The organism is Streptomyces sp. NPDC042100 (assembly GCF_055582325.1).
Map to the genome: position 1 here is coordinate 15,034 of NZ_JBVJDK010000012.1, position 21,853 is coordinate 36,886.

Below are 21,853 nucleotides of genomic sequence, written 5' to 3' on the forward strand. Positions count from 1 at the left end.
GCTCGTTCACGGTGCGCGCCCCCCTCGGCCGGGGTGCGCGTCCCCCTCAGCCGGGGGCGCGTCCCCCTCGACTGGGGTGCCCTCGCCGGCCGGGGGGGGGCTAGACGGCCGGGCCTCCGGGCTCCGCGCTCGGCTCCCGGGGCCCGCCGTCCGGCGCTCGGGGCCCGGCGTCCGGTTCCCCGGGCTCGGCGTCCGGCGCTCGGGGCCCGGCGTCCGGTTCCCCGGCCTCCGCGTCCGGTTCCCCGGCCTCGGCGCCCGGCTCCCGGGGCCCGGTGTCCGGCTCGTCCGGCGCCCCGGGCTCCCCGTCCGGCTCCCCGGGCTCCCCCGGGGCCGGGGCGCGGTCCGCCGCCCGGACCCGGACGAAGCGGGCCGTGTCCTGGCGGCCCGCCGGGACCCGCAGCTCGACCGGCAGGTGCTCGGTCAGCGGGCGGACGGTCCCGTGCTCCGGGTCCGCCATCGGCCCCGCGAGCAGCCCCGCCGTCAGCGCGGCGACCTCCCGGGCCTGCGGCGCGGTCAGCCGGGGGGTGGTGCGCAGCGTGCGCCCGTCCGGCAGCCGGACCAGCACCGCCCGCGGGCGTTCGGGCGGGCCGAAGACGCCGACGAGGGCGGCGTCCCGGGTGTCCGCGTACCGGATCTTCCGCCAGGACCAGGTGCCGCCCGCCCGGTACGCCGAGCTCCACGCCTTCGCCACGATCCCCTCCACCCCCGCCGCGCGCAGCGCGCCGAACCACTCCCGCGCGGTGGCCGCGTCCTCCGTGGCCAGCACCCGCTGGAGCGGCGGTCCGGTGCCTTCGAGGGCCGCGCCGAGCAGCTCCCAGCGCTCCCGCAGCGGCCGGGCCCGCACGTCGTGCCCGGGGAGGGCGAGCAGGTCGAAGGCGATGTACGAGACGGGGACGCCGGCCCGCTCCCGCTCCCGGTGCGGGCGCAGCAGATCGGTGAAGCTCAGCCGCCCCTCGCGGTACGCGCAGAGCTCGCCGTCCAGCACGGTCCCGGGCGGCAGCCGCTCGCCCAGGTACGCGGCGACCGCCGGGAACTCGGGGGAGAGGTCGCGGCGGGCCCGGGACTGGAGGAAGACCCGGCCCCCCTCCAGGACGAAGGCGAGCGCGCGGAAGCCGTCGAGCTTGAGGGAGTACTGGTAGCCGCCGGGCACCCCGTCCGGCGCCGGGATCTCGTCGGCGGCCCGGGGCCGCATCACGTCGACCGGCGGCCGGAGCACTACGACGCCACCGGCACCGCCACCGCCAGCCCCAGCCCCGCCACCGCCAGCCCCGGTCCCGCCACCGGCACCAGCACCGCCGGCCCCAGCCCCGCCACCGGCCCCAGCCCCGCCACCGCCACCGGCCCCGGCCCCGGTCCCCGCCCCGCTCACGGCAGTGCTCCCGCCGCCGTCGGGTCGAGGAGCGGGGCGAGCAGCTCCCCGTACCGCTCCAGGCGCCCGGGCATGTCGGACAGGAGGACGACGAGCCGGTCCGGGGAGACGCAGTCCGCCACCTCCGCCCAGGTGACCGGCGCGGAGACGGCGGGCAGCGGGCGGGCCCGCAGGGTGTAGGGGGTGGCGGTGGTCTTCGCGGCGGCGTTCTGGCTGTGGTCGACGAAGACCTTGCCCGGCCGCAGCGCCTTCGCCATCCGGTGCACGACCAGGCGCGGGAGCGCCGCCTCGGCCTCGACGGCGAGCGCGCGGGCGTACGCGGACACCTCCTCGGACGGGGTCGGCCGCAGCGGGACCAGCAGGTGCAGCCCCTTGGCTCCGGAGGTCTTCGGGTACGCGGTGAGTCCGTCGGCCGCGAGGCGGTCCCGCAGCCGGCGGGCGACCAGGCAGCACTCGACGACCGTCGCGGGCGGCCCCGGGTCGAGGTCGAGCACGAGCCGGTCGGCGAGCCCGGGGGCGTCCGCCCGCCACTGCGGGGTGTGGAACTCGACCACCAGGTTGGCGGCCCACATCAGCGAGGCCAGGTCCTGGACCATCACCTGCCGGGCCCGGGGGTCCTCGGAGCGGGGCACCGGCGTGGTCTTCACCCAGGCGGGGGTGCCGGGCGGCGGGTTCTTGGTGAAGAAGAGCTGCCCGTCCGGGCCGTCCGGGTAGCGCAGGAAGGAGACCGGGCGGTCGCGCAGATGCGGCAGGATCGCGGGCCCGACCGTGGCGTAGTAGTGCAGCAGCTCGCCCTTGGTGGTGCCGGTGGCGGGGTGGAGGACCTTGTCCAGGTTGCTGAGCGCCAGCCGCCGCCCCTCCACCTCTGTGATGGGCGTCATACGATGAGAATCCCACGATTCCCTCCCATCCGGGGCTATTGCCGCTATCCGCAACTAACCGGCGTGAAAGGTGATGAACGTGCGATCCATCTGGAACGGCGCCATATCCTTCGGCCTCGTCAGCATCCCGATCAAGCTGGTCAACGCCACCGAGAGCCGTTCGGTCTCCTTCCGCCAGATCCACCTGGAGGACGGCGGGCGCGTCCGCTACCGCAAGGTGTGCGAGCTCGACGGGGCGGAGGTCTCACCGGCGGAGATCGGCAAGGCGTACGAGGACGCCGACGGCTCGATGATCCCGATCACCGACGAGGACCTGGCCGCCCTGCCGCTGCCGACGGCGAAGACGATCGAGATCGTGGCGTTCGTCCCGGCGGGCGAGATCGACCCGCTCCAGATGGACGCCGCCTACTACCTCTCCGCCAACGGGGTCCCCGCCGCCAAGCCGTACACCCTGCTGCGCGAGGCGCTGAAGCGCAGCGACAAGGTGGCGGTCGCCAAGTACGCGCTGCGCGGGCGGGAGCGGCTGGGGATGCTGCGGGTGGTGGACGACGTGATCGCCATGCACGGGCTGCTCTGGCCGGACGAGATCCGCGCCCCCGAGGGCGTCGCCCCGGAGACCCCGGTCACCGTGCGGGACGCCGAGCTCGACCTGGCGGACGCGCTGATGGCGACGCTGGGCGAGGTGGACATCAGCAGCCTGCACGACGACTACCGGGAGGCCGTGGAGGAGATGATCGCCGCCAAGGCCGAGGGCGGCGCGGGCCTGGCGCCCGCCGAGCCGGCGGCGGCCGGCGGCGGGCAGGTGATCGACCTGATGGCGGCCCTGGAGAGCAGCGTCCGCGCGGCGCGGGAGGCGCGCGGCGAGGCCCCCGGGGCGGACGGCGGCGCGGAGGGCGGCTCGGAAGGCGCGGACGACGGGCCGGCCGGGGGAGCCCAGGTCGCCGAGGTGACCGAGCTCAAGCCGCGCAAGAGGCCCGCGCGGGCGCCCGCCGCCCCCAAGGAGACGGGAGCGAAGAAGTCCACGGCCCGGACGGCGGCGAAGAAGACGGCGGCGTCGGCACCGGCCCGCAAGTCCACGGCCAAGAGCACGGCCACGGCCAAGGGCGCGGCCGCCGCGAAGAGTCCGGCCAAGTCCACCGCGAAGAAGCAGCCCGCCAAGGCGGCGAAGAAGGCGGTGCCGCGCAAGCGCTCCGCGTGACCGGCGGAGTGTGGAGGGCCGGCGGAGGGTCTGCGGAGGAGTGATGGAGGGCCGGCGGAAGGCCGGCGGCGGGCTGGCCGGAAGTGCGCCCGGATGTGGCGGACACTCCCGGATCGGGATCCCGGGTAAAGAATTCGCCATGATGTCCCGCGGCCCTTCCGATAGGCCGTCACAGATCTACGCGTACACGTCTGTGGGTAGCGCACACGCGTGTTCCTGACTGTTTTCGGTCGCGAAGCGGGCTGCTCGGGGGTGCCCCGACCTGCTGCTGGTCAGGCCGGGGCGTGGCGGGCGTGTCCGGATCGCTACGGCTGCCACGGGTCGTACATGGGGCCGGTGTATCCTCGGGGATCAAAAAAGGTCCGGAAAATTTAACCGGAATTCAATGTTCCCCTTTACTTTGCAGACACAGCCCGTTTACGCCGGCGATCTTTGACAAAGCGAAGCGATGGTTTTTAGACTCGCTGGACGACAGTCTAGGGGGAGACGATGAGTCAGCGTACGCAGGAAAAACCGAAACCTCTGATACCCGACGTTTATATCGACCGTGTCGACCGTGTTGATCGTATCGACCGTATCGACCGGAATTCCGTGGGCGGCGAGAGCTGGCGGATCCTCGTGGTGGAAAGCGAGCTCCGGTACGCGGAATCGCTCGTGACGGGCCTGCGGCGGCACGGCCACCAGGTGTCCACGGTCGAGACGGGCGGCGCCGCGCTCCAGGTGTACACCTCGGCCGACCTGGTCCTGATCGATCTCGAACTGCCCGATCTCGACGGGCTGGAGGTCTGTCGGGCCATCCGCGCCGCCGGGGACACCCCGATCATCGCCGTCACCGCCCGCGGTTCCGAACTCGACCGGGTCCTCGGCCTCCAGGCGGGCGCCGACGACTACATGGTCAAACCGTACGGATTCCGTGAGCTCATGGCCCGTATGCAGGCCGTCATGCGCCGGGCCAGGCCCCGCCCGCGCGCCGTCGACGTCATCGACCAGGGGCCCCTCCGTATTGACGCCGGCGCCCGCCAGGTCAGCCTCGACGGACGGCAGATCGACGTCACCCGAAAAGAGTTCGACGTTCTTTATCTGCTCGCCTCGAATCCCGGAAACGTCGTTCCCCGTAAAAGGCTCATGCAGCAGATATGGGGAGATTCCTGGTCGCGCAGAACCGTGGACACCCATGTGAGCAGCCTCCGGAACAAACTCGGTTGCCGGGACTGGATCGTCACCATTCGCGGTGTCGGATTCAAACTCGGCAAAGTGTAATTCGGCAGCGTCGGCGCACGGTTTCGGAACACGGAGAATCGGAAAATGACTCACCCTCCGACGCAGCCGCCCCAGCGGGCCGTGTGCGTGGGCGAGGACTGCAGGCGCGGCGCCGTCGACGGCGGCGGCAGACGACGGGCCCGGCCGGACCTCCGGCTCTGCCCCTCCTGTCTGGACCGGCTGCTCGCGGTCCTGGAAGAACTTCCCCGTCTCTACGCCGAGTGCGAGCGGGTGCTCGGCGGCGCCGGTCCCGCGCGCGGCACCGGCGAACGGCGCGGCAACGGCGGCAGACCCGCCGGCATCCCGCTCAACGGGGCGGCGGCGGAGGCGCGTTCGGCGATCGTCGCCACCCTCGGCTCCTGGAGCGGGCTGGTCGCCGACGAGCGCGGCTTCCCGGCGCCCCGGCGCAGCCCCGTCCACCTGGCCGCGTTCCTGCTGCGCAGCGCCGAGTGGCTGGCCGCCCACCCCGCCGTCGCGGACGCCACCCGCGAGCTGGAGCGGCTGGCCGGCGCCGCCCGGCGGGTGGCCCGTGAACCGGCGCGCCGGCACCCGGTCGGCCCCTGTGCCGAGCCCGGCTGCGGCGGTCTGCTCTCCGTCGCCGACGGCAGCCGGCAGATCCTGTGCGACGCGGACCCGGCGCACCGCTGGGCGGGCCACGAGTGGACCCGGCTGCGCCGCGCGATGCCCGCCCGGGACGCGGCGCCCGAACGGGCCGAACGCTGGCTCACCGCCCGCGACATCGCCGACCTGTGGGGCGCCCCGACCGGGACCGTCTACCGGCTCGCCAGCGAACAGCACTGGCGGCGCCGGAACAGATACGGCCGCACCTACTACGCGGAGAGCGACGTCCACGGCACCCTGAGCGCCCGAAGGCCCAGAACGCCCGCGATGAAGTGACCTCCGCCCGACGCCCCGCCCCCGGCACCCGCCCGGACGGCGGGGCGTCGCCGTTCCCACGCCCTCGCTCCCGCCGTTCCCACGCCCTCGCTCCCGCCGCCCCCCCCGTACCGCGCACCCCGTCCCCGTACCGCGCACCCCGTATCCGAGGAGACCCGCGTCCGATGCCGATGCAGGCCGAAGCCTGGTTCCTGGAGGTGGGCCCCCCGGGACCCGCGCTCACCGCTCCCGCCGCCCTCACCGCCCCCGCCGTCTTCGACGCGCACGAGCGGCGGCGCCTCGCCTCCTTCGTGCGGGCCGCCGACCGGGAGCTCTACACCGTCGCCCACCTCGCCCTGCGCACCCTCCTCGCGCGCCGGCTCGGCCGCGCGCCCGGGGAGCTCGTGTTCGCGCGCGAGCCCTGCCCCTGCTGCGGCGCCGCGCACGGGCGGCCGGTGCTCGCCGAGCCCGAGCCGCCGCTGCACTTCTCCCTCTCGCACACCGAGGGGCTGGTCCTCGTCGCCCTCGCGCCCGTCCCCGTCGGCGCCGACGCCCAGCTCCGCCCCGCGCCCGGCGACGTGCCCGCGCTGCTGCCCGCCCTCCACCCCGACGAGCGCGCCGCCGTCGCCGCCACCGCCGGAACCGCCCGCCGGGCCGCCGCCTTCGGGCGCCTCTGGGCCCGCAAGGAGGCGTATCTGAAGGGCCTCGGCACCGGTCTCGGCCGCGTCACCACCCTGGACGACCTCGGCGCCGACCCGGCCGGCTGGACCGTGGACGACCTGCCCTGCGGCCCCCGCCACCACGCCGCCCTCGCGCTGCGCGCGGCCCGCCCCGGGACCGCGCCCCCGGCGGTCCACCACGTGCCGTCCCTGACCGCCCTCTGAGAGAACCCGCACACTCCGGCCGGGATTTGAGAAACCCGACACAGCTCTGACACAGCGCTCATTGAACGCCGCCGCCGGTCCGAAGAAGCTGGACGTCAAGGTCGGTGCGCTGTCTCCACCGCGCGGCCCGCCCGGCCGGACCCACCGTCTCCCGGCCGCCCCCACGCCGTCTCCGTCGCCGTCGTGCTGCCCATCCCGCAGCCGACGGCGCACCGCGTTCCGGCACCCGCCGCGCCACCCCCCCCAGGGCCTTCGCACCGCCCACCGCCCACCGCACACCAGAGAGAGGACACCGCCATGACCATGGCCATCCCATCGACCCGGACCGTCGCGGACCTGCTGCTCCAGGCCGCGGAGGCACACCCCGGCTCCGGCGTCCTGTACCACGAGGGCGGCGCCGCCGCCCCGGCCGCCGCCCTCCAGCCGTACCCGGAGCTGGTGCGCGAGGCCCGCCGGGTCCTCACCGGGCTGCGGGCCCGCGGGCTCGCCCCGCAGGACAAGGTCGTCCTGCTCCTGGAGCGCCCGAGGGAGTTCCTCACCGCCTTCTGGGCGTGCCTCCTCGGCGGCTACGTGCCGGTGCCGATGGCCCCGCTCGGCGGCGACCCCGAGCGCTGGGCCGCCCAGCTCGGGCACGTCCACGCCCTGCTCGACGGGCCGCTCGTCGTCACCAGCGACAGCCTGGCCGCCGAGCTGCCCCGGGTCGACGGCCTCTCCGTCACCGCCCTCGACACGCTGTACGCCGCCGAGCCCGCCGAGCCGCTGCACGAGGCGGCCCCCGAGGACACCGCGCTGCTCGTCCTCACCTCCGGCTCCACCGGCAACTCCAAGGCCGTGCGGCTCACCCACGCCAATCTCATCGCCTCGATGGCGGGCAAGAACACCGCCCACCGCATCGGCGCCGACGACACCTCGCTCAACTGGGTGTCCTTCGACCACGTCGCCGCGCTCCTGGAGTGCCACCTGCTGCCGCTGTCCGTGGGCGCCACCCAGCTGCACGTCGAGGCCAAGGTCGTCCTCGGCGAACCGCTCGACTTCCTGCGGCTGATCTCGCGCTACGGCGTCACCATGACCTTCACCCCGAACTTCCTGCTCGGGCTGCTCAACGCCGCCGCCGACCGGCTCGACGAGCACGGGCCCGTCGACCTGTCGAAGCTGCGGCACATCATCAGCGGCGGTGAGGCCGTCGTCCGCACCACCGGCGAGGCGTTCCTCGCGAACTTCGCCCCGTACGGCCTGGCGGGCGACAGCCTCTGGCCCGCGTTCGGGATGACCGAGACCTGCGCCGGGTCCATCTACTCGCGGGAGTTCCCCGCCACCGACCAGGGCCAGGAGTTCGCCAACCTGGGCCGCCCCGTCGAGGGCCTGCGGATCCGCGTCGCCGACGAGCACGACCGGCCGCTGCCGGCGGGGGAGACCGGCGAGCTCCAGCTCAGCGGCCCCATGATCACGCCCGGCTACCACAACAACGAGCAGGCCACGAAGGACGCCTTCACGGCCGACGGCTGGTTCCGCAGCGGCGACCTGGGCCGGATCGACGACGGGCGCCTCACCCTCGTCGGCCGCAGCAAGGACAGCATCATCGTCAACGGCGTCAACTACTTCAGCCACGACGTCGAGACCCTGCTGCAGGAGCTCGACGACGTCGCCCGCTCCTACGTCGCCGCCTTCCCGACCCGCGCCCCCGGCTCCGACACCGAGCAGCTCGTCGTCGCCTTCCACCCCGAGGTCGAGGACGGCGACGAACTCGGGCTCTACCGGGTCCTGTCGGCGGTCCGCGCCAGCGTCGTCATGCACTGGGGCTTCCGCCCCTCGCTGATCCTCCCGCTGCCGAAGGAGGCCTTCCCGAAGACCAGCCTCGGCAAGATCCAGCGCCCGCTCATGCGCAAGCGGCTCGAAGCCGGCGCGTACGCGGAGACCGCCGACGCCGTCGCCGACCTGGTCCTGCGCCGCCTCGGCGGCTACACCGCGCCCGAGGGCGAGACCGAGACGGTCCTCGCCGGGATCTACGCGGAGATGTTCGACACCGACCCGGCCAAGCTGAGCGCCACCGCCAACTTCTTCGACCTCGGCGGCACCTCGCTCGACATCCTGCGGCTGCGCAGCCTGGTCGCCCGCCGGCTCGGCGCGCACGACCTCCAGATCATCACCGTCCTGATGGCCCCGACCGTCCGCGCGCTGGCCGCCCGGCTCGCCGAGGACGCGGCCGGCGGGGCGGCGGAACGCCCGTACGACCCGATCGTGCCGATGCAGGTCGTCGGCGACAAGACGCCGCTGTTCTGCGTCCACCCCGGTGTCGGCGAGGTCCTCGTCTTCGTCAACCTCGCCAAGTACTTCGTCGGCGACCGCCCCTTCTACGCCCTGCGCGCCCGGGGCTTCAACCCCGGCGAGAAGCCCTTCGAGAGCTTCGAGGAGATGGTGGCCACGTATGTCGCCGCCATCCGCGAGAAGCAGCCGCACGGCCCCTACGCCGTCGCCGGCTACTCGTACGGCGGCGCCGTCGCCTTCGAGATCGCCAAGGTCCTGGAGGCCGAGGGCGAGCGGGTCGACTTCGTCGGCAGCTTCAACCTGCCCCCGCACATCAAGTACCGCATGGACGAGCTCGACTTCGTCGAGACCGCCGCCAACCTGGCCTTCTTCCTCGCCCTCATCGACAAGAAGCAGTCGCTGGAACTCCCCAAGCGGCTGAAGCACCTGTCGAAGGAGGAGCAGCTGGCCTACTTCATCGAGCACGCGCCGCAGGACCGGCTCGCCGAACTCGACCTGGACCTCGCCAAGTTCACCGCCTGGGCAGAGCTCGCCGACGGCCTCACCGACCTCGGCCGCAGCTACAGCCCCGCCGGTCACGTCCGAGGCATGTCCGTCTTCTACGCGATACCGCTGCGCGGCACCAAGGAGGACTGGCTGAACAACGAGCTCAGCCGCTGGCGGGAGCACGCCGACGACGTCGCCTTCATCGACGTCCCCGGCGAGCACTACACGCTGATGGGCCCGCAGCACGTGGCGAGCTTCCAGTCGATCCTCCGCAAGGAGCTCGACCGGGCGCTCGGCGACGGCAAGTAAGCACCACACGAAGGGGATTGCACACATGAACGGCAAGAAGATCCTGGTCACCGGCGGCACCGGCCAGGTGGCCGGACCGGTCGCCAAGGCGCTGGCCCAGGGCAACGAGGTCTGGGCGCTCGGCCGCTTCGGCGCCCCCGGCTCGGAGGACGCCCTGCGCGCGCACGGCATCACCACCTTCCGCTGGGACATGGACGAGGCCGCCGACCCGGGCGCGGACTCCCTCAAGGGGCTGCCCGAGGACTTCACCCACGTCATCCACTCCGCCGTCAACCGGGGCGAGGACGGCGACTTCAACCGGGCGATCGAGGTCAACAGCGTCGCCGCCGGGCGCCTGATGACCCACTGCCGCACCGCGGAGGCGTTCCTGTACGTCTCCACCGGCGCCCTCTACAAGCGCCAGACCCTCGACCACGCCTACCGGGAGGACGACCCGGTCGACGGCGTCGCCGACTGGCTGCCCGCCTACCCGGTCGTCAAGATCGCCACGGAGGGCGCGGTCCGCGCGTACGCGGCGACCCTCGGCCTGCCCACCGTCATCGCCCGCCTGAACATCGCGTACGGCCCCGGCGGCTACGGCGGCGTCCCGATGCTCTACTTCAAGCGGATGCTCGCCGGCGAGCCCATCCCGGTCCCCGTCGAGGGCCAGAACTGGTGCTCCCTGCTCTACACCGACGACCTCGTCGAGCAGGTCCCGCACCTGTGGAACGCGGCCACCGTGCCCGCCACCCTCACCAACTGGGGCGGCGACGAGTCCGTGGGCATCACCGACTGCGTGCGCTACCTGGAGGAGCTCACCGGCGTCGAGGCCAGGCTGGTGCCGAGCGAGGTCACCCGCGAGACCTACCAGTTCGACCCGGAGCTGCGGAAGAAGCTCACCGGCCCCTGCAAGGTCGACTGGCGCGAGGGCATCCGCCGCACGGTCGAGTCCATGTATCCCGAGTACGCGAAGAAGGGCTGAGGCGCGCACCGATGACCACCACCACCAGCAACCTGGACCTGATCCACGCCGCCTACGCGGCCTTCCGCGACCGGGACGTCGACGCGCTCGTCGCCACCATGGCCGAGGACATGGAGTGGATCCACCCCGAGGGGATGCACACCTACGGGCTCGGCGGCACCAAGCACGGCCACGCCGGCGTCCGCGCCTTCCTGGCGCACGTCCCCACCGTCCTGGGCGGGATGCGGCTCCAGCCCCTGGAGTTCCTGGACCACGGCGACCGGGTCGTCGTCTTCGGCGTCCGTGACGTCACCTCCCGCTCCGGCCACACCGAGACCCTGCAGTTCGTCCACTCCTGGACGTTCCGCGACGGCAAGGCGGTCCGCATGGAGGACGTCTTCGACACGGTCGCCTTCCACCGGGTGATCGAGAGCTGACGGGCGCCCGGTGCCATGAAGACCGCCATCGCGTACGCCTACCTGGGCCCCGAGGGCACCTTCACCGAGGCGGCGCTGCGCAGGCTCCCCGCGTACGCCGCCCACGCCGCCCTCGACGCCCACGGCGCGGAGCCGCCCCGGCGCCCGTACCCCAGCGTCCCCGCGGCCCTGGACGCGGTCCGCCGGGGCGACTGCGGGACGGCCGTGGTCCCGCTGGAGAACTCGGTGAAGGGCCCCGTGCCCGCCACCATGGACCAGCTTGCCGAGTCCGGGCTGCACATCACCGGAGAGGTCGAACTCCCGGTGACCTTCGCCCTGATGGCACCGGACGGCACGGACCGCGCCGCCGTACGGGAGGTGTTCAGCCACCCGCACGCCCTCGCGCAGTGCGCCGCCTGGCTCGACACGCACCTGCCGGGCGCGCGGGCCGTGCCGGCCGACTCGACGGCCGCCGCCGCGCGCGAGGTGGCGCGGCGGCCCGGCGGCGGGGCGGCGGCCATCGCCGCCCCGCCGGCCGCCGAGCGCTACGGCCTGCGGGTGCTGGCCACCGGGCTCGGGCGCCGGGGCGGGGCGGTCACCCGCTTCGTCGCGGTCTCCCCGGCCCGTTTCCCGCCCGCCCGCACCTCCCGGGACCGCACCTCGCTGGTCGTCACCACCGAGGACGGCGGTCCGGCCCGGCTGGCCGCGGTCCTCGGCCTGTTCACCGACCGGGACGTCGCGGTGAGCCGGGTGCACGCCTGGCCCACCGGCGAACGCCTGGGCAGCTACCGCTACTTCGTCGACGTGGACGGCCACGTGACGCACCCGGCGGTCAGCGGCGCCCTGTCGGGCCTCCCCGGGGCCGGGGCCTCCGCCCGCTTCCTCGGCAGCTACCCGAGGTGGCCGGCCGCCCCGGCCCGCCCCGTCGCCGGTCGCCGCTGATGCCCCACGCCGCCCCCGTCCCCACCCGCCCGCGCACTCGTCCCGCCAGCCTCCTCACCTGCCTCCTCACCTTCGTCCGCGAGAGGTTCCGCCATGGAGACCCTGAAGCCCGAGACCCCTGAATTCGAACTGATGAACACATGGGACGGTCTCCCCGCCGCCCAGCAGCCCGAATACCCCGACCCCGCCGCACTGCGCCGGGTCACCCGCGAACTCGCCGCCGCGCCCCCGCTGGTCTTCGCCGGGGAGTGCGAGCGCCTCAAAGACAGGCTCGCCGCCGTCGCGCGCGGCGAGGCCCTGCTGCTCCAGGGCGGCGACTGCGCCGAGACCTTCGACCGGGTCTCCGCCGAGACCGTGCACAGCAAGCTCAACACCCTGATGCAGATGTCCGCCGTCCTCACCTACGCCGCCGCGCTGCCGGTCGTGAAGGTCGGCCGGATCGCCGGCCAGTACGCCAAGCCGCGCTCCCAGCCCACCGAGACCCGCGACGGCCTCACCCTCCCCACGTACCGGGGCGACGCCGTCAACGGCCTCGCCTTCACCGCCGGGGCCCGCGTCCCGGACCCGGAGCGGCTGCTGCGGATGTACCAGGCCTCCGCCAACACCCTCAACCTCGTCCGGGCGTTCACCGCGGGCGGCTACGCGGCCCTCGGCCAGGTCCACGAGTGGAACCGCGACTTCATCGCCGGCTCCCCGCTGCGCGAGCAGTACGCGGCCCTCGCCCACGGCATCGACCGCGCGCTGAAGTTCATGGAGGCCACCGGCGCCAGCCCGCGCGCCTTCGACGACTCCGAGTTCTACGTCTCCCACGAGGGCCTGCTGCTCGACTACGAGGCCCCGCTGACCCGGCGCGACCCCGACACCGGCCGGGTCTACGCCACCTCCGGGCACATGCTCTGGATCGGCGAGCGCACCCGGGACCTGGACGGCGCCCACGTCGAGTACTTCTCCCGCGTCGCCAACCCGATCGGCGTCAAACTGGGCCCCAGCACCACCGCCGACACGGCGCTGCGGCTCATCGACCGGCTCGACCCCGACCGGGAGCCCGGCCGGCTCACCTTCGTCGTGCGGCTCGGCGTCGACCGGGTGCGCGAGGTGCTGCCCGAGCTCGTCGAGAAGGTCACCGCCTCCGGCGCCCGGGTCGCCTGGGTCAGCGACCCGATGCACGGCAACACCATCGGCGCGCCCTCCGGCCACAAGACCCGGCACTTCGACGACATCCTCGGCGAGGTCCGCGCCTTCTTCGAGGTGCACGGCGCCCTCGGCACCCACGCGGGCGGCATCCACGTCGAGCTCACCGGCGACGACGTCACCGAATGCGTCGGCGGCGGCCATGACCTGGGCTTCCCCGACCTGTTCGACCGGTACGAGTCGGCCTGCGACCCCCGGCTCAACCGCAGCCAGTCGCTGGACCTGGCCTTCCTGGTCGCCGAGTTCCTGCACGCCGAGGAGGCCGCGTGACGGGGGAGACGCCGGGGGCGGCGCCCGGGGCGAGGCCCGAGGCGGCATCCGGCCCCGCGCCCGGGCCGGCGGGTGCGGAGCTCGGGCGGCTCCGGGCCGGCATCGACCACGTCGACGCCGCCGTCGTCCGCCTGCTCGCCGAGCGCTTCGCCCTCACCCGCCGGGTCGGCGAGCTCAAGGCCCGGCACGGCCTGCCGCCCGCCGATCCGGGGCGCGAGGCCCGGCAGATCGCCCGGCTGCGGGAGCTCGCCGGGGCGGCGCGGCTCGATCCGGAATTCGCCGAGAAATTCCACCGCTTCGTCGTGGCCGAGGTGATCCGGCACCACGAGGCGATCGCGCGCTCCGCACTGGAACAGCGAATTCCGGCCGCGCGGGAGGAGACGGCTCCGCCGCCGGTCCTGGCGGAATATTGACATTCGCTTGGCGAAATCCGACAGAGCGTGCGCATGACCTGCGAAAGTGCGCACACCCATGAATCCGTCTCCGTTGATCGAGGTTTCCGGCCCACAGGAGAATCAAGGCCATGATCCGGCCCGATTCTCCGCGGCCGGCCTCTCTCTCGTTCACGACGGACACCCGGCGTCTTCTTTCCGGGATCACCATGGGGGATTTCGTGATCAGTCGCAGAAACATGCTCAAGGCGGGTGTGGCCACCGGCGCGGCCGGCGCGGCGGGCCTGCTGATTCCGGCCACCGGCGGCACCGCGAGAGCGGCCGACCTCGACCCGGCGAGCATCCCCAAGTTCACCCAGCGGATGCCGCTCGCGCCGACGCTCGCCCCGTACTCCTCCACCGGCACCGCCGAGTACTACGCGATGACCATGAAGGAGGCGGACGTCGAGATCATCCCGGGCCGCCTCACCCGGGTCCACACCTTCAACGGCAGCTTCCCCGGCCCGGTCATCCGCGCCCGCTCGGGCGTCCGCGCGGTGGTCCGGCAGACCAACGACCTGACCGTGCCGACCTCCGTGCACCTGCACGGCGCGCACGTCCCGCCGGACAGCGACGGCGGCCCGATGGACCTCATCGCCCCGGGCGGCGGCACCAAGACGTACACGTACCCGAACCAGCAGCCGCACGCGAACCTCTGGTTCCACGACCACGCGCACCACCAGGAGTCCGAGAACGTCTTCCGCGGCCTCAGCGGCACCTACCTGCTCACCGACGACGTCGAGCAGGGCAACATCCTGCCGAAGGGCGCGTACGACATCCCGATCCAGCTGCGCGACGCCCGCTTCGACGACCAGGGCCAACTCGTCTACGCCATGGACGACTTCCTCAACCGGAACGTCATCCTCGCCAACGGCAAGGCCTGGCCGTACTTCGAGGTCGCCCGCAAGCTGTACCGCTTCCGCATCTTCAACACCGCCAACATGCGGTACTTCCACCTCAGCCTGACCGGCAACGCGCCCTTCACCCTGATCGGCACGGACGGCGGACTGCTGCCCCGGCCGCAGGAGGTCACCAGCGTGGCGCTCTCGCCGGGCGAACGCGCCGACATCATGATCGACTTCTACGAGTACCCGCTCGGCACCACCCTGGAGCTGAAGAACGCGCCCGACGCGATGCCGGGCGGGCCCGCGGACGCGATCACCAAGGTCATCCAGTTCCGCGTCACCGGCACGGGCAAGGAGTTCGGCACCATCCCGTACGACCTGCGCACCCTGCCGGCCCTGCCGCCGGCCACGGTGAACCGTTCCATCACCCTGAGCATGGACGAGACCGGCTCGGCGTCGGACCTGGGCTACATCAACGGCCTGATCTACGACATGGACCGGATCGACACCCAGATCACCCTCGGCGCCACGGAGATCTGGACCGTCACCAACGCCAACACGGTCATCCCGCACAACTTCCACATCCACCTGGTGCAGTTCAGGGTGCTGGAGCGCAACGGGAAACCCGTGACCTCGGGCCCGGAGGTGGGGCTCAAGGACACCGTCAACCTCAACCCGGGGGAGACGGTCAAGCTCCAGGCCACCTTCACCGGCTACCGGGGCACGTACCTCTACCACTGCCACATATTCGACCACGCGGCGATGGGGATGATGGCGACGATGAAGATCGTCTGACCACCCGGCGTCTGACCACCCGGCGTGGGACTACTCGGCGTCGAAGCTCTGCCGGGACATGCTGATGTACTCGCGGTGCCGCTCGGACCACCTGATCAGGGAACCCACCTCCGTGGACAGGGTGTGTCCGACCGGCGTCAGCTCGTAGTCCACCCGCGGCGGCGTGCTGGGCGTGACGGTCCTGATCACCAGGCCGTCCCGCTCCAGGCTGCGCAGGGTGAGCGTCAGCATGCGCTGCGAGATCCCGTCGATGGAGCGGCGGAGCTCCGAATAGCGCCGGGGCCCGTCGCCCAGGATCGCCATGATCAGAACGCTCCATTTGTCGCCGACCCGGTCGAGCACATCGCGCAGCTGACAGATGGCCAGACCCTCGCTGACCTGGTCAGGAACATTCATGTGCGTTGCGATCTTTGAAGTGCCGTCTTCTGCCACAGCAGCAGGATCGCCCAGAATTCTCGTGGAAACAAGAAGTAACCAGCGCACTGTTTGTGCGCGGCTTCGCCGCGCCCGCACCGGAGGAAACCATGGCCGTCGACCTGAGCGTTCTGCCCCCGCGAAAGGGGCCCCGTCCCGAGACGACCGGCCGGGAGATCCCGCACGACCAGCTGGAGGACTTCTCCCCGCCGGAGATCCGGGACGCCCTGGTGGCCCGCGCCAAGGAGCTGCCGGGCGTCTTCACCAGCCCGAGCCTGGTCTCCGAGCCCGGCTCGCTGGCCCTGCGGCTCAACCGGAGCAACCGGCCCTTCCTGGCCTTCCTGCACCCGTCGGTCGACGAGTTCGGGCACATCCACCGGTCCGGCTTCATGCACCTCACGGTGCCGGTCGAGGTCCTGCCGGCGCTCACGGAGCTCGGCTGGATCGAGCCGCACCCCATCACCCGGCGCGCGGAGTTCCCGGACAGCATCGTGATGCTCTACGCGCCGCGCGACGAGGACGAGCTGGAGGTCGCGGCCCTGGTGCTGCGGGCCTCGTACGAGCAGGCCGCGGCCTGACCGCCCCACCCCACGGAACCGAAAGAGGAATCACCCCATGCGTGCAGTGACCATCGACGAATTCGGCGCGGCCCCCACCGTCACCGAGGTGTCCAAGCCCGTGCCGGGCCCCGGCGAGATCCTGGTCAAGGTCAGCCACTCCTCCCTCAACGGCTTCGACGGCGCCGTGATCTACGGCTTCCTGAAGGACGTCCTGGAGCACAAGTTCCCGGTGACCCTGGGCAAGGACTTCGCGGGCACCGTCGAGGCGGTCGGCGAGGGCGTCGGCCGCGCCGCCGGCGACCGCGTCTTCGGCGTCGTCATGAAGCCGGTCGTCCAGGACGGCGCGCTCGCCGAGTACGTGGTGGTCGGCGAGGGCTACGGCATCGCCGCCGCCCCCGAGGGCCTGGACTCCGCCCACGCCGGCGCCCTCGGCCTGGCCGGCTCGGCCGCCGTCGGCGTGATCGACGCGCTGGCGCCGCAGCGGGGCGAGACGGTGCTGGTCATCGGCGCGACCGGCGGCGTCGGCGCGTACGCGGTGCAGCTCGCCGCCGAGACCGGCGCCACCGTGATCGCGACCGCCAAGCCGGGCGCGGAGACGGAGTTCGTCAAGGGCCTCGGCGCCACCCATGTCGTCGACCACACCGGCGACCTCGCCGCGCAGATCCGCGCGCTCTCCCCGGGCGGCGTGCACGCGGCGGCCCACCTGGCCGGCGACCCGGTGGCCGCCGCCGCGCTGGTGGCCGCGGGCGGCCGGCTCGCCTCCACGCTGGGCTTCGGCCCGGAGGCGGCGACCGAGCTGGACATCACCGTGACCTCGGTGATGGCCAACCCGGACCCGGCCACCCTGGAGCGCCTGGCGGGCGCGGTCGTCTCCGGCACCCTGACGGTGCCGATCGGCCAGACGTACGGCCTGGACGCGGTGGGCCAGGGCTTCGCCGCCTTCGGCGCGGGCACGGTGGGCAAGATCGCGGTCACCGTCGCCTGACGGAAGGAAGGGGGCGGGCGCGCCACACCGACGACGCGCCCGCCCGCGCCCGCCCACCCGCGCCCGGCCCCCGGCACCCGCCCCCTCGCCCGCCCGCCCACCCGCGCCCGGCCCCACCACGCCGCACGTGCGGGCCCCGCCCGCCGCACCCCTCGCGGCCCCCGCCCCACGCGCTCCTCTCGCCCCACGCACCCCTCGCTCCACGCACCCCTCGCCTCAAGCAGCCAGAGCCGGAGACCTCCCATGGACGCACGCACCAGCGCCGCCGCCACGGCGGCCGAGCAGCAACAGCCCGACTTCGGCCGGATGTTCGATATGGTCACCAGCTTCTGGGTGGCCCGGGCCGTGCACGCGGCGACCGCCCTCGGCCTGCCCGACCAGGTCGCCGCGCACCCCCGGACGGCGGCCGAGCTCGCGACGGCGACGGGGACGGACCCCCGCTCCCTGCACCGCCTGCTGCGGGCGCTGGCCGGCGTCGGCGTGCTGGCGGTCGACGCGGAGGGCCGCTACACGACCACGAACCTCGGCGACACCCTGCGCACCGACGTACCCGGCTCGCTCGCCTCCTTCGTCCAACTGGAACTGGGCGCCGCGCACCACGGCACCTGGGGCCTGCTGGCCGATTCCGTACGGTCCGGGCAGCCGGTCTTCGAGGCGGCGTCGGGCCACCCGATCTGGGAGTACTTCGAGCGCACGCCGGAGATGGCCGACCACCTCGGCAAGGCGATGACGGGCCTGACGGCGATGGTCGCGGACGCCGTGCTGGAGGTCTTCGACTTCTCCCCGTACGGGAAGGTGGTGGACGTCGGCGGCGGCGAGGGCGGTTTCCTGAGCGCGATCCTCGGCGCCCACCCCGGTACCGAGGGCATCGTGTTCGACCTGCCCCACGTGGTGGCCAACGGGCGCGCCCGGATCGCCGACGCGGGCCTCGCGGACCGCTGCGAACTGATCGGGGGCAGCTTCTTCGAGAAGGTCCCGGAGGGCGGCGACCTCTACACGATGAAGTGGGTGCTGCACGACTGGAACGACGAGTCGAGCATCGAGATCCTGAAGTCGGTGCGGCGCGTGATGCCGGCGGACGGCCGGCTCCTGGTGGTGGACACGGTGGTGCCGGAGGACGGCGCGTTCTCGCCGAGCAAGATCATCGACCTGAACATGATGGTGCTCAGCGGCGGCCAGGAGCGGACGGCGGAGGAGTTCCGGGCGCTGCTCGACACGGCGGGCTTCACGCTGACGCGGATCCTGCCGACGGCGTCGCCGAGCAGTGTGGTGGAGGCGATCCCGAAGCCCTGACACCCCACCCACGCCCCCCCAAGCACCCCTCCCTCCCCCCTCCTGCACCCCTCCCTCACACACCCCTCTCTCAAACGGCTCAAGGAGCAACCCATGTTCATCGCATACGTAGTCCTGGCGGCCCTGGTCTCGCTGGTCCTGGTCGGATCGGCGCGCGGGAAGCTGGTGCGCGACGAGAAGATCGTCGCCGGAATGCAGAAGGTCAACGTCCCGGACGGCTGGCTGCCGCGGCTGGCGGCGCTGGAGATCCTGGGCGCGGTCGGCCTGATCGCGGGCATCTGGTTCCGTCCGCTGGGCATCGCGGCGGGCGTGGGCGTGGTGCTCTACTTCATCGGCGCGGTCATCACGCACATCCGGGCCAAGGACGGCAAGGGCGCCCCGGTTCCGGCGGTTCTGGCGCTGCTGGCGGCGGCGCCGGTGGTCCTGGGCCTGGCGGCCAACTGACGCTCGGGGACCGGGGAGACGAAGGACCCGGCGACATGCCCGGAAGAGGAACGGAAGAGAGGACCCCATGACCATCACCGCAGACGTTCGGCCGCCCACCCCGGTCGCCTTCTACTTCGACCCGCTGTGCCCCTGGACCTGGATCACCTCGCGCTGGCTGGTGGAGGCGGAGGCGCGGGGCCTGGTCGCGATCGACTGGAATGTCATGAGCCTGGCAATCCTCAACGAGGACCGGCTGGACCAGATCCCGGAGCAGTACCGGGAGTTGCTGGGCCCGAAGGGCTGGCGGCCGGTGCGCGCGCTGGTGGCGGTCAAGGACAAGTTCGGGAACGAGGCGGCGGGCCGGCTCTACGCGGAACTGGGCGAGCGCTTCCATCCGAGCGGCCAGGGTCCGGAACTGGACGTGATCCGGGAGGCGTTGGAGGCGGCGGGCCTGCCGGAGGGGGCGGCGGCCGAGCTCTTCGCGTACGCGGAGTGCGACACGTACGACGGCGAGGTGCGGGCGTCGCACGAGGCGGGCCAGGCGGCGGTGGGGGAGGAGGCCGGCAGCCCGGTCTTCGCGCTGCCGGGCCCGGACGGTGAGCCGCTGGGCTTCTTCGGCCCGATCCTCTCGCGGGTGCCGAGGGGCGAGGCGGCGGCGCGGCTGTGGGAGGCGGTGCGGCTGGCGGCGACGGTGCCGGGCTTCGCGGAGTTCAAGCGGGCGAGGTCGGAGGGCCCGGTCCTCGACTGACCGCCCGACTGACCGCCCCGGCCGACCGGTCAGTCGACCGGTCGGCCAGCCAATGGATCGGCACGGTACGGATCGCGCGGTACGGATCGAACGGTAAAGAGAACCCCAGAACTCCCCTAAGAACCCCCCGATCCCAGGGCGGTCAGCTCCCCGCATAACGGACGGAGCTGGCCGCCCTTCGGACAACTGATGGTCAAATTCTTGTTGCGCACCTGTCATTAGCGGTCGTTCGCTGGCACGCTCGCTGCTCGCACCACCCCCACGACGTGCATTTCCCCCCATGCTTCACAGCGAAGGAGCCCGCGTGACCCGCCAGCAGACCTCGCACCGCCGCACCACCGTCCGCGCCGCCGCACTGATCGCCTCGGCCGCCATGGTCGTCATCGGAGTCCAGTCCGGCTCGGCCAGCGCCGACGCCCAGCGCGAGGCGGGCGCGACCGCGCTCGTCCTCACCCAGCCGCAGCGCGCCGCCGCGATCCAGGAGGCGCAGGCCGACGCCGCCGGCACGGCCGCGTCCCTCGGCCTGCCCGCCCAGGAGAAGCTGGTCGCCCGCGACGTCGTCAAGGACGCGGACGGCACCGTCCACACCCGCTACGAGCGCACGTACGCCGGCATCCCGGTGCTGGGTGGCGACCTCGTCGTGCACGAGAAGAAGAACGGCGCCCGCTCCACCACCAAGGCGACCCAGGCGTCGATAGCCGTGGCCGACACGGCCCCCGCGCTCTCGGCGGCGACGGTGGGCAAGTCGGCCGTGGCGTCCTCGGACGCGAAGTCGGCGAAGGCGTCCTCGGCCCGCAAGGTGATCTGGGCGGCGACCGGGAAGCCGGTCCTCGCCTGGGAGACCGTCGTCACCGGCACCCAGGCCGACGGCACGCCGAGCCGCCGTCACGTGATCACGGACGCGAGCAGCGGCAAGGAGCTGTACTCCTACGAGTCCATCGAGACGGGCATCGGCAACACCGAGTACAGCGGCAAGGTCACGCTGGGCACCTCGGGCTCGGGCACGTACACGCTGACCGACGCGGCGCGCGGCGGCCACAAGACGTACGACCTGAAGGGCGGCACGTCCGGCACGGGCACCCTCTTCACCAACTCGACCGACACCTGGGGCAACGGCCTCGCCGGCAACCGCGAGACGGCGGCGGCGGACGCGCACTACGGCGCGGCGGTCACCTGGGACTTCTACAAGAACGAGCTGGGCCGCAACGGCATCCGGGGCGACGGAGTCGCGGCGTACTCGCGCGTCCACTACGGCAACGCGTACGTGAACGCGTTCTGGGACGACAACTGCTTCTGCATGACGTACGGCGACGGCATCGGCAACACCAGCCCGCTGACCTCCCTCGACGTGGCCGGCCACGAGATGTCGCACGGCCTGACGTCCTCGACGGCGAACCTGCGCTACAGCGGCGAGTCCGGCGGCCTGAACGAGGCGACGTCCGACATCCTCGGCACCTCGGTGGAGTTCTACGCGGCGAACGCGACGGACGTCGGCGACTACCTCATCGGCGAGAAGATCGACATCAACGGCGACGGCACGCCGCTGCGCTACATGGACAAGCCGAGCAAGGACGGCGGCTCCGCGGACTACTGGTCGAAGACGGTCGGCCGCCTGGACGTCCACTACTCGTCGGGCCCGGCGAACCACTTCTTCTACCTGCTGTCCGAGGGCAGCGGCACGAAGACGATCAACGGGGTCACGTACAACTCCCCGACCTACGACAGCTCGACCCTGAAGGGCATCGGCCGCCAGAAGGCCTACAAGATCTGGTACAAGGCCCTCTCCACCTACATGACGTCCAGCACCAACTACTCCGGCGCCCGCACCGCCACCCTCTCGGCGGCCAGGGACCTCTACGGCTCGGGCAGCACGGAGTACAACGCGGTCGCGAAGGCGTGGACGGCGATCAACGTGAAGTAACCCGCCCCACCGACACGCACACACCACGGCCGCCCCCGCCCCCCGCCACCCGACGCGGAGTGCGGGGGCGGCCGCGTTCCCGGCCACCTCCCGCCCCTCCCGCCTCGCCCCCTCCCCCCTCGCCCCTCACTCCCCGCGATTAGCCTGA

General features: G+C 72.9%; 20 protein-coding genes. 17 read left to right on the forward strand and 3 right to left on the reverse strand.

The annotated features are described in order from the left end of the window. Positions 1-100: 100 nt before the first annotated feature. Both ACZ6J5_RS25665 and ligD read right to left on the reverse strand, forming a co-directional pair. The gene (locus tag ACZ6J5_RS25665; protein ID WP_469395263.1) at positions 101-1,216 is read right to left on the reverse strand and encodes an ATP-dependent DNA ligase; all 1,116 of its coding nucleotides are present in this window, start codon (positions 1,214-1,216) and stop codon (positions 101-103) included. Positions 1,217-1,365: 149 nt separating this feature from the next. Beyond that, the gene (gene ligD, locus ACZ6J5_RS25670) at positions 1,366-2,250 is read right to left on the reverse strand and encodes a non-homologous end-joining DNA ligase (protein ID WP_469395265.1); all 885 of its coding nucleotides are present in this window, start codon (positions 2,248-2,250) and stop codon (positions 1,366-1,368) included. Positions 2,251-2,329: 79 nt separating this feature from the next. Between ligD and ku the strand changes: the two genes are divergently transcribed. The 11 genes from ku (at position 2,330) to ACZ6J5_RS25725 (ending at position 15,358) form a co-directional block, all read left to right on the forward strand. After that, positions 2,330-3,448, forward strand: a complete 1,119-nt coding sequence (ku, locus tag ACZ6J5_RS25675) for a non-homologous end joining protein Ku (RefSeq protein ID WP_469395267.1) — start codon at positions 2,330-2,332, stop codon at positions 3,446-3,448. A gap of 489 nt (positions 3,449-3,937) precedes the next feature. After that, entirely contained in the window at positions 3,938-4,708 is a 771-nt protein-coding gene (locus ACZ6J5_RS25680; protein ID WP_469395269.1) for a response regulator transcription factor, read from the forward strand. A 45-nt stretch (positions 4,709-4,753) separates the two neighbouring features. After that, positions 4,754-5,605: a hypothetical protein gene (locus ACZ6J5_RS25685; protein WP_469395271.1), complete on the forward strand. Its 852-nt coding sequence runs from the start codon at positions 4,754-4,756 to the stop codon at positions 5,603-5,605. Between the two features lie 164 nt (positions 5,606-5,769). Then, entirely contained in the window at positions 5,770-6,468 is a 699-nt protein-coding gene (locus tag ACZ6J5_RS25690) for a 4'-phosphopantetheinyl transferase family protein (protein WP_469395273.1), read from the forward strand. 297 nt (positions 6,469-6,765) lie between these two features. Beyond that, positions 6,766-9,528 (forward strand): AMP-binding protein, encoded by a 2,763-nt coding sequence (locus ACZ6J5_RS25695; RefSeq protein ID WP_469395275.1) that lies wholly within the window; start codon positions 6,766-6,768, stop codon positions 9,526-9,528. A gap of 25 nt (positions 9,529-9,553) precedes the next feature. After that, on the forward strand, positions 9,554-10,489 hold the full coding sequence (locus ACZ6J5_RS25700) for an NAD-dependent epimerase/dehydratase family protein (protein WP_469395277.1): 936 nt from the start codon (positions 9,554-9,556) through the stop codon (positions 10,487-10,489). A gap of 11 nt (positions 10,490-10,500) precedes the next feature. After that, positions 10,501-10,905 carry a nuclear transport factor 2 family protein gene (locus tag ACZ6J5_RS25705; protein WP_469395279.1) on the forward strand — a complete coding sequence of 135 codons (405 nt, stop codon included), beginning with the start codon at positions 10,501-10,503 and terminating at the stop codon, positions 10,903-10,905. A gap of 15 nt (positions 10,906-10,920) precedes the next feature. Next, the gene (pheA, locus tag ACZ6J5_RS25710) at positions 10,921-11,826 is read left to right on the forward strand and encodes a prephenate dehydratase (RefSeq protein ID WP_469395281.1); all 906 of its coding nucleotides are present in this window, start codon (positions 10,921-10,923) and stop codon (positions 11,824-11,826) included. 93 nt (positions 11,827-11,919) lie between these two features. Then, entirely contained in the window at positions 11,920-13,287 is a 1,368-nt protein-coding gene (locus ACZ6J5_RS25715; RefSeq protein WP_469395282.1) for a class II 3-deoxy-7-phosphoheptulonate synthase, read from the forward strand. After that, positions 13,284-13,700, forward strand: a complete 417-nt coding sequence (locus ACZ6J5_RS25720) for a chorismate mutase (protein ID WP_469395284.1) — start codon at positions 13,284-13,286, stop codon at positions 13,698-13,700. Before ACZ6J5_RS25715 ends, ACZ6J5_RS25720 begins: the two co-directional genes overlap by 4 nt. Before the next feature lie 200 nt (positions 13,701-13,900). Further along, complete coding sequence (locus ACZ6J5_RS25725) at positions 13,901-15,358, forward strand: multicopper oxidase family protein (RefSeq protein ID WP_469395286.1); 1,458 nt, start codon at positions 13,901-13,903, stop codon at positions 15,356-15,358. A 30-nt stretch (positions 15,359-15,388) separates the two neighbouring features. Here ACZ6J5_RS25725 and ACZ6J5_RS25730 read toward each other — a convergent pair whose 3' ends face one another. Then, positions 15,389-15,754, reverse strand: coding sequence for a winged helix-turn-helix transcriptional regulator (locus tag ACZ6J5_RS25730; RefSeq protein ID WP_469395287.1), 366 nt, complete (start codon positions 15,752-15,754; stop codon positions 15,389-15,391). Between the two features lie 128 nt (positions 15,755-15,882). On the opposite strand from ACZ6J5_RS25730, the gene ACZ6J5_RS25735 reads away from it, so the two are divergent. The 6 genes from ACZ6J5_RS25735 to ACZ6J5_RS25760 all read left to right on the forward strand — a co-directional run bounded on the left by ACZ6J5_RS25735 (position 15,883) and on the right by ACZ6J5_RS25760 (position 21,705). After that, the gene (locus ACZ6J5_RS25735) at positions 15,883-16,350 is read left to right on the forward strand and encodes a luciferase domain-containing protein (RefSeq protein WP_362480495.1); all 468 of its coding nucleotides are present in this window, start codon (positions 15,883-15,885) and stop codon (positions 16,348-16,350) included. A 37-nt stretch (positions 16,351-16,387) separates the two neighbouring features. After that, positions 16,388-17,317 (forward strand): NADP-dependent oxidoreductase, encoded by a 930-nt coding sequence (locus ACZ6J5_RS25740; RefSeq protein ID WP_469395289.1) that lies wholly within the window; start codon positions 16,388-16,390, stop codon positions 17,315-17,317. Between the two features lie 243 nt (positions 17,318-17,560). After that, positions 17,561-18,610 carry a methyltransferase gene (locus ACZ6J5_RS25745; RefSeq protein ID WP_469395291.1) on the forward strand — a complete coding sequence of 350 codons (1,050 nt, stop codon included), beginning with the start codon at positions 17,561-17,563 and terminating at the stop codon, positions 18,608-18,610. 93 nt (positions 18,611-18,703) lie between these two features. After that, positions 18,704-19,054 carry a DoxX family protein gene (locus tag ACZ6J5_RS25750; protein ID WP_469395292.1) on the forward strand — a complete coding sequence of 117 codons (351 nt, stop codon included), beginning with the start codon at positions 18,704-18,706 and terminating at the stop codon, positions 19,052-19,054. A 67-nt stretch (positions 19,055-19,121) separates the two neighbouring features. After that, on the forward strand, positions 19,122-19,784 hold the full coding sequence (locus ACZ6J5_RS25755; RefSeq protein WP_469395294.1) for a mycothiol-dependent nitroreductase Rv2466c family protein: 663 nt from the start codon (positions 19,122-19,124) through the stop codon (positions 19,782-19,784). 280 nt (positions 19,785-20,064) lie between these two features. After that, the gene (locus tag ACZ6J5_RS25760) at positions 20,065-21,705 is read left to right on the forward strand and encodes a M4 family metallopeptidase (RefSeq protein WP_469395296.1); all 1,641 of its coding nucleotides are present in this window, start codon (positions 20,065-20,067) and stop codon (positions 21,703-21,705) included. Positions 21,706-21,853 lie beyond the last annotated feature (148 nt).

What these genes read in the sequence shown, in the direction of transcription:
- ligD (WP_469395265.1), bottom strand. Translation starts at nt 2,250, where the DNA reads ATGACGCCCATCACAGAGGTGGAGGGGCGGCGGCTGGCGCTCAGCAAC.
- ACZ6J5_RS25680 (WP_469395269.1), top strand. Translation starts at nt 3,938, where the DNA reads ATGAGTCAGCGTACGCAGGAAAAACCGAAACCTCTGATACCCGACGTT.
- ACZ6J5_RS25685 (WP_469395271.1), top strand. Translation starts at nt 4,754, where the DNA reads ATGACTCACCCTCCGACGCAGCCGCCCCAGCGGGCCGTGTGCGTGGGC.
- ACZ6J5_RS25690 (WP_469395273.1), top strand. Translation starts at nt 5,770, where the DNA reads ATGCCGATGCAGGCCGAAGCCTGGTTCCTGGAGGTGGGCCCCCCGGGA.
- ACZ6J5_RS25695 (WP_469395275.1), top strand. Translation starts at nt 6,766, where the DNA reads ATGACCATGGCCATCCCATCGACCCGGACCGTCGCGGACCTGCTGCTC.
- ACZ6J5_RS25700 (WP_469395277.1), top strand. Translation starts at nt 9,554, where the DNA reads ATGAACGGCAAGAAGATCCTGGTCACCGGCGGCACCGGCCAGGTGGCC.
- ACZ6J5_RS25705 (WP_469395279.1), top strand. Translation starts at nt 10,501, where the DNA reads ATGACCACCACCACCAGCAACCTGGACCTGATCCACGCCGCCTACGCG.
- pheA (WP_469395281.1), top strand. Translation starts at nt 10,921, where the DNA reads ATGAAGACCGCCATCGCGTACGCCTACCTGGGCCCCGAGGGCACCTTC.
- ACZ6J5_RS25715 (WP_469395282.1), top strand. Translation starts at nt 11,920, where the DNA reads ATGGAGACCCTGAAGCCCGAGACCCCTGAATTCGAACTGATGAACACA.
- ACZ6J5_RS25730 (WP_469395287.1), bottom strand. Translation starts at nt 15,754, where the DNA reads ATGAATGTTCCTGACCAGGTCAGCGAGGGTCTGGCCATCTGTCAGCTG.
- ACZ6J5_RS25735 (WP_362480495.1), top strand. Translation starts at nt 15,883, where the DNA reads ATGGCCGTCGACCTGAGCGTTCTGCCCCCGCGAAAGGGGCCCCGTCCC.
- ACZ6J5_RS25740 (WP_469395289.1), top strand. Translation starts at nt 16,388, where the DNA reads ATGCGTGCAGTGACCATCGACGAATTCGGCGCGGCCCCCACCGTCACC.
- ACZ6J5_RS25745 (WP_469395291.1), top strand. Translation starts at nt 17,561, where the DNA reads ATGGACGCACGCACCAGCGCCGCCGCCACGGCGGCCGAGCAGCAACAG.
- ACZ6J5_RS25750 (WP_469395292.1), top strand. Translation starts at nt 18,704, where the DNA reads ATGTTCATCGCATACGTAGTCCTGGCGGCCCTGGTCTCGCTGGTCCTG.
- ACZ6J5_RS25755 (WP_469395294.1), top strand. Translation starts at nt 19,122, where the DNA reads ATGACCATCACCGCAGACGTTCGGCCGCCCACCCCGGTCGCCTTCTAC.
- ACZ6J5_RS25760 (WP_469395296.1), top strand. Translation starts at nt 20,065, where the DNA reads ATGCTTCACAGCGAAGGAGCCCGCGTGACCCGCCAGCAGACCTCGCAC.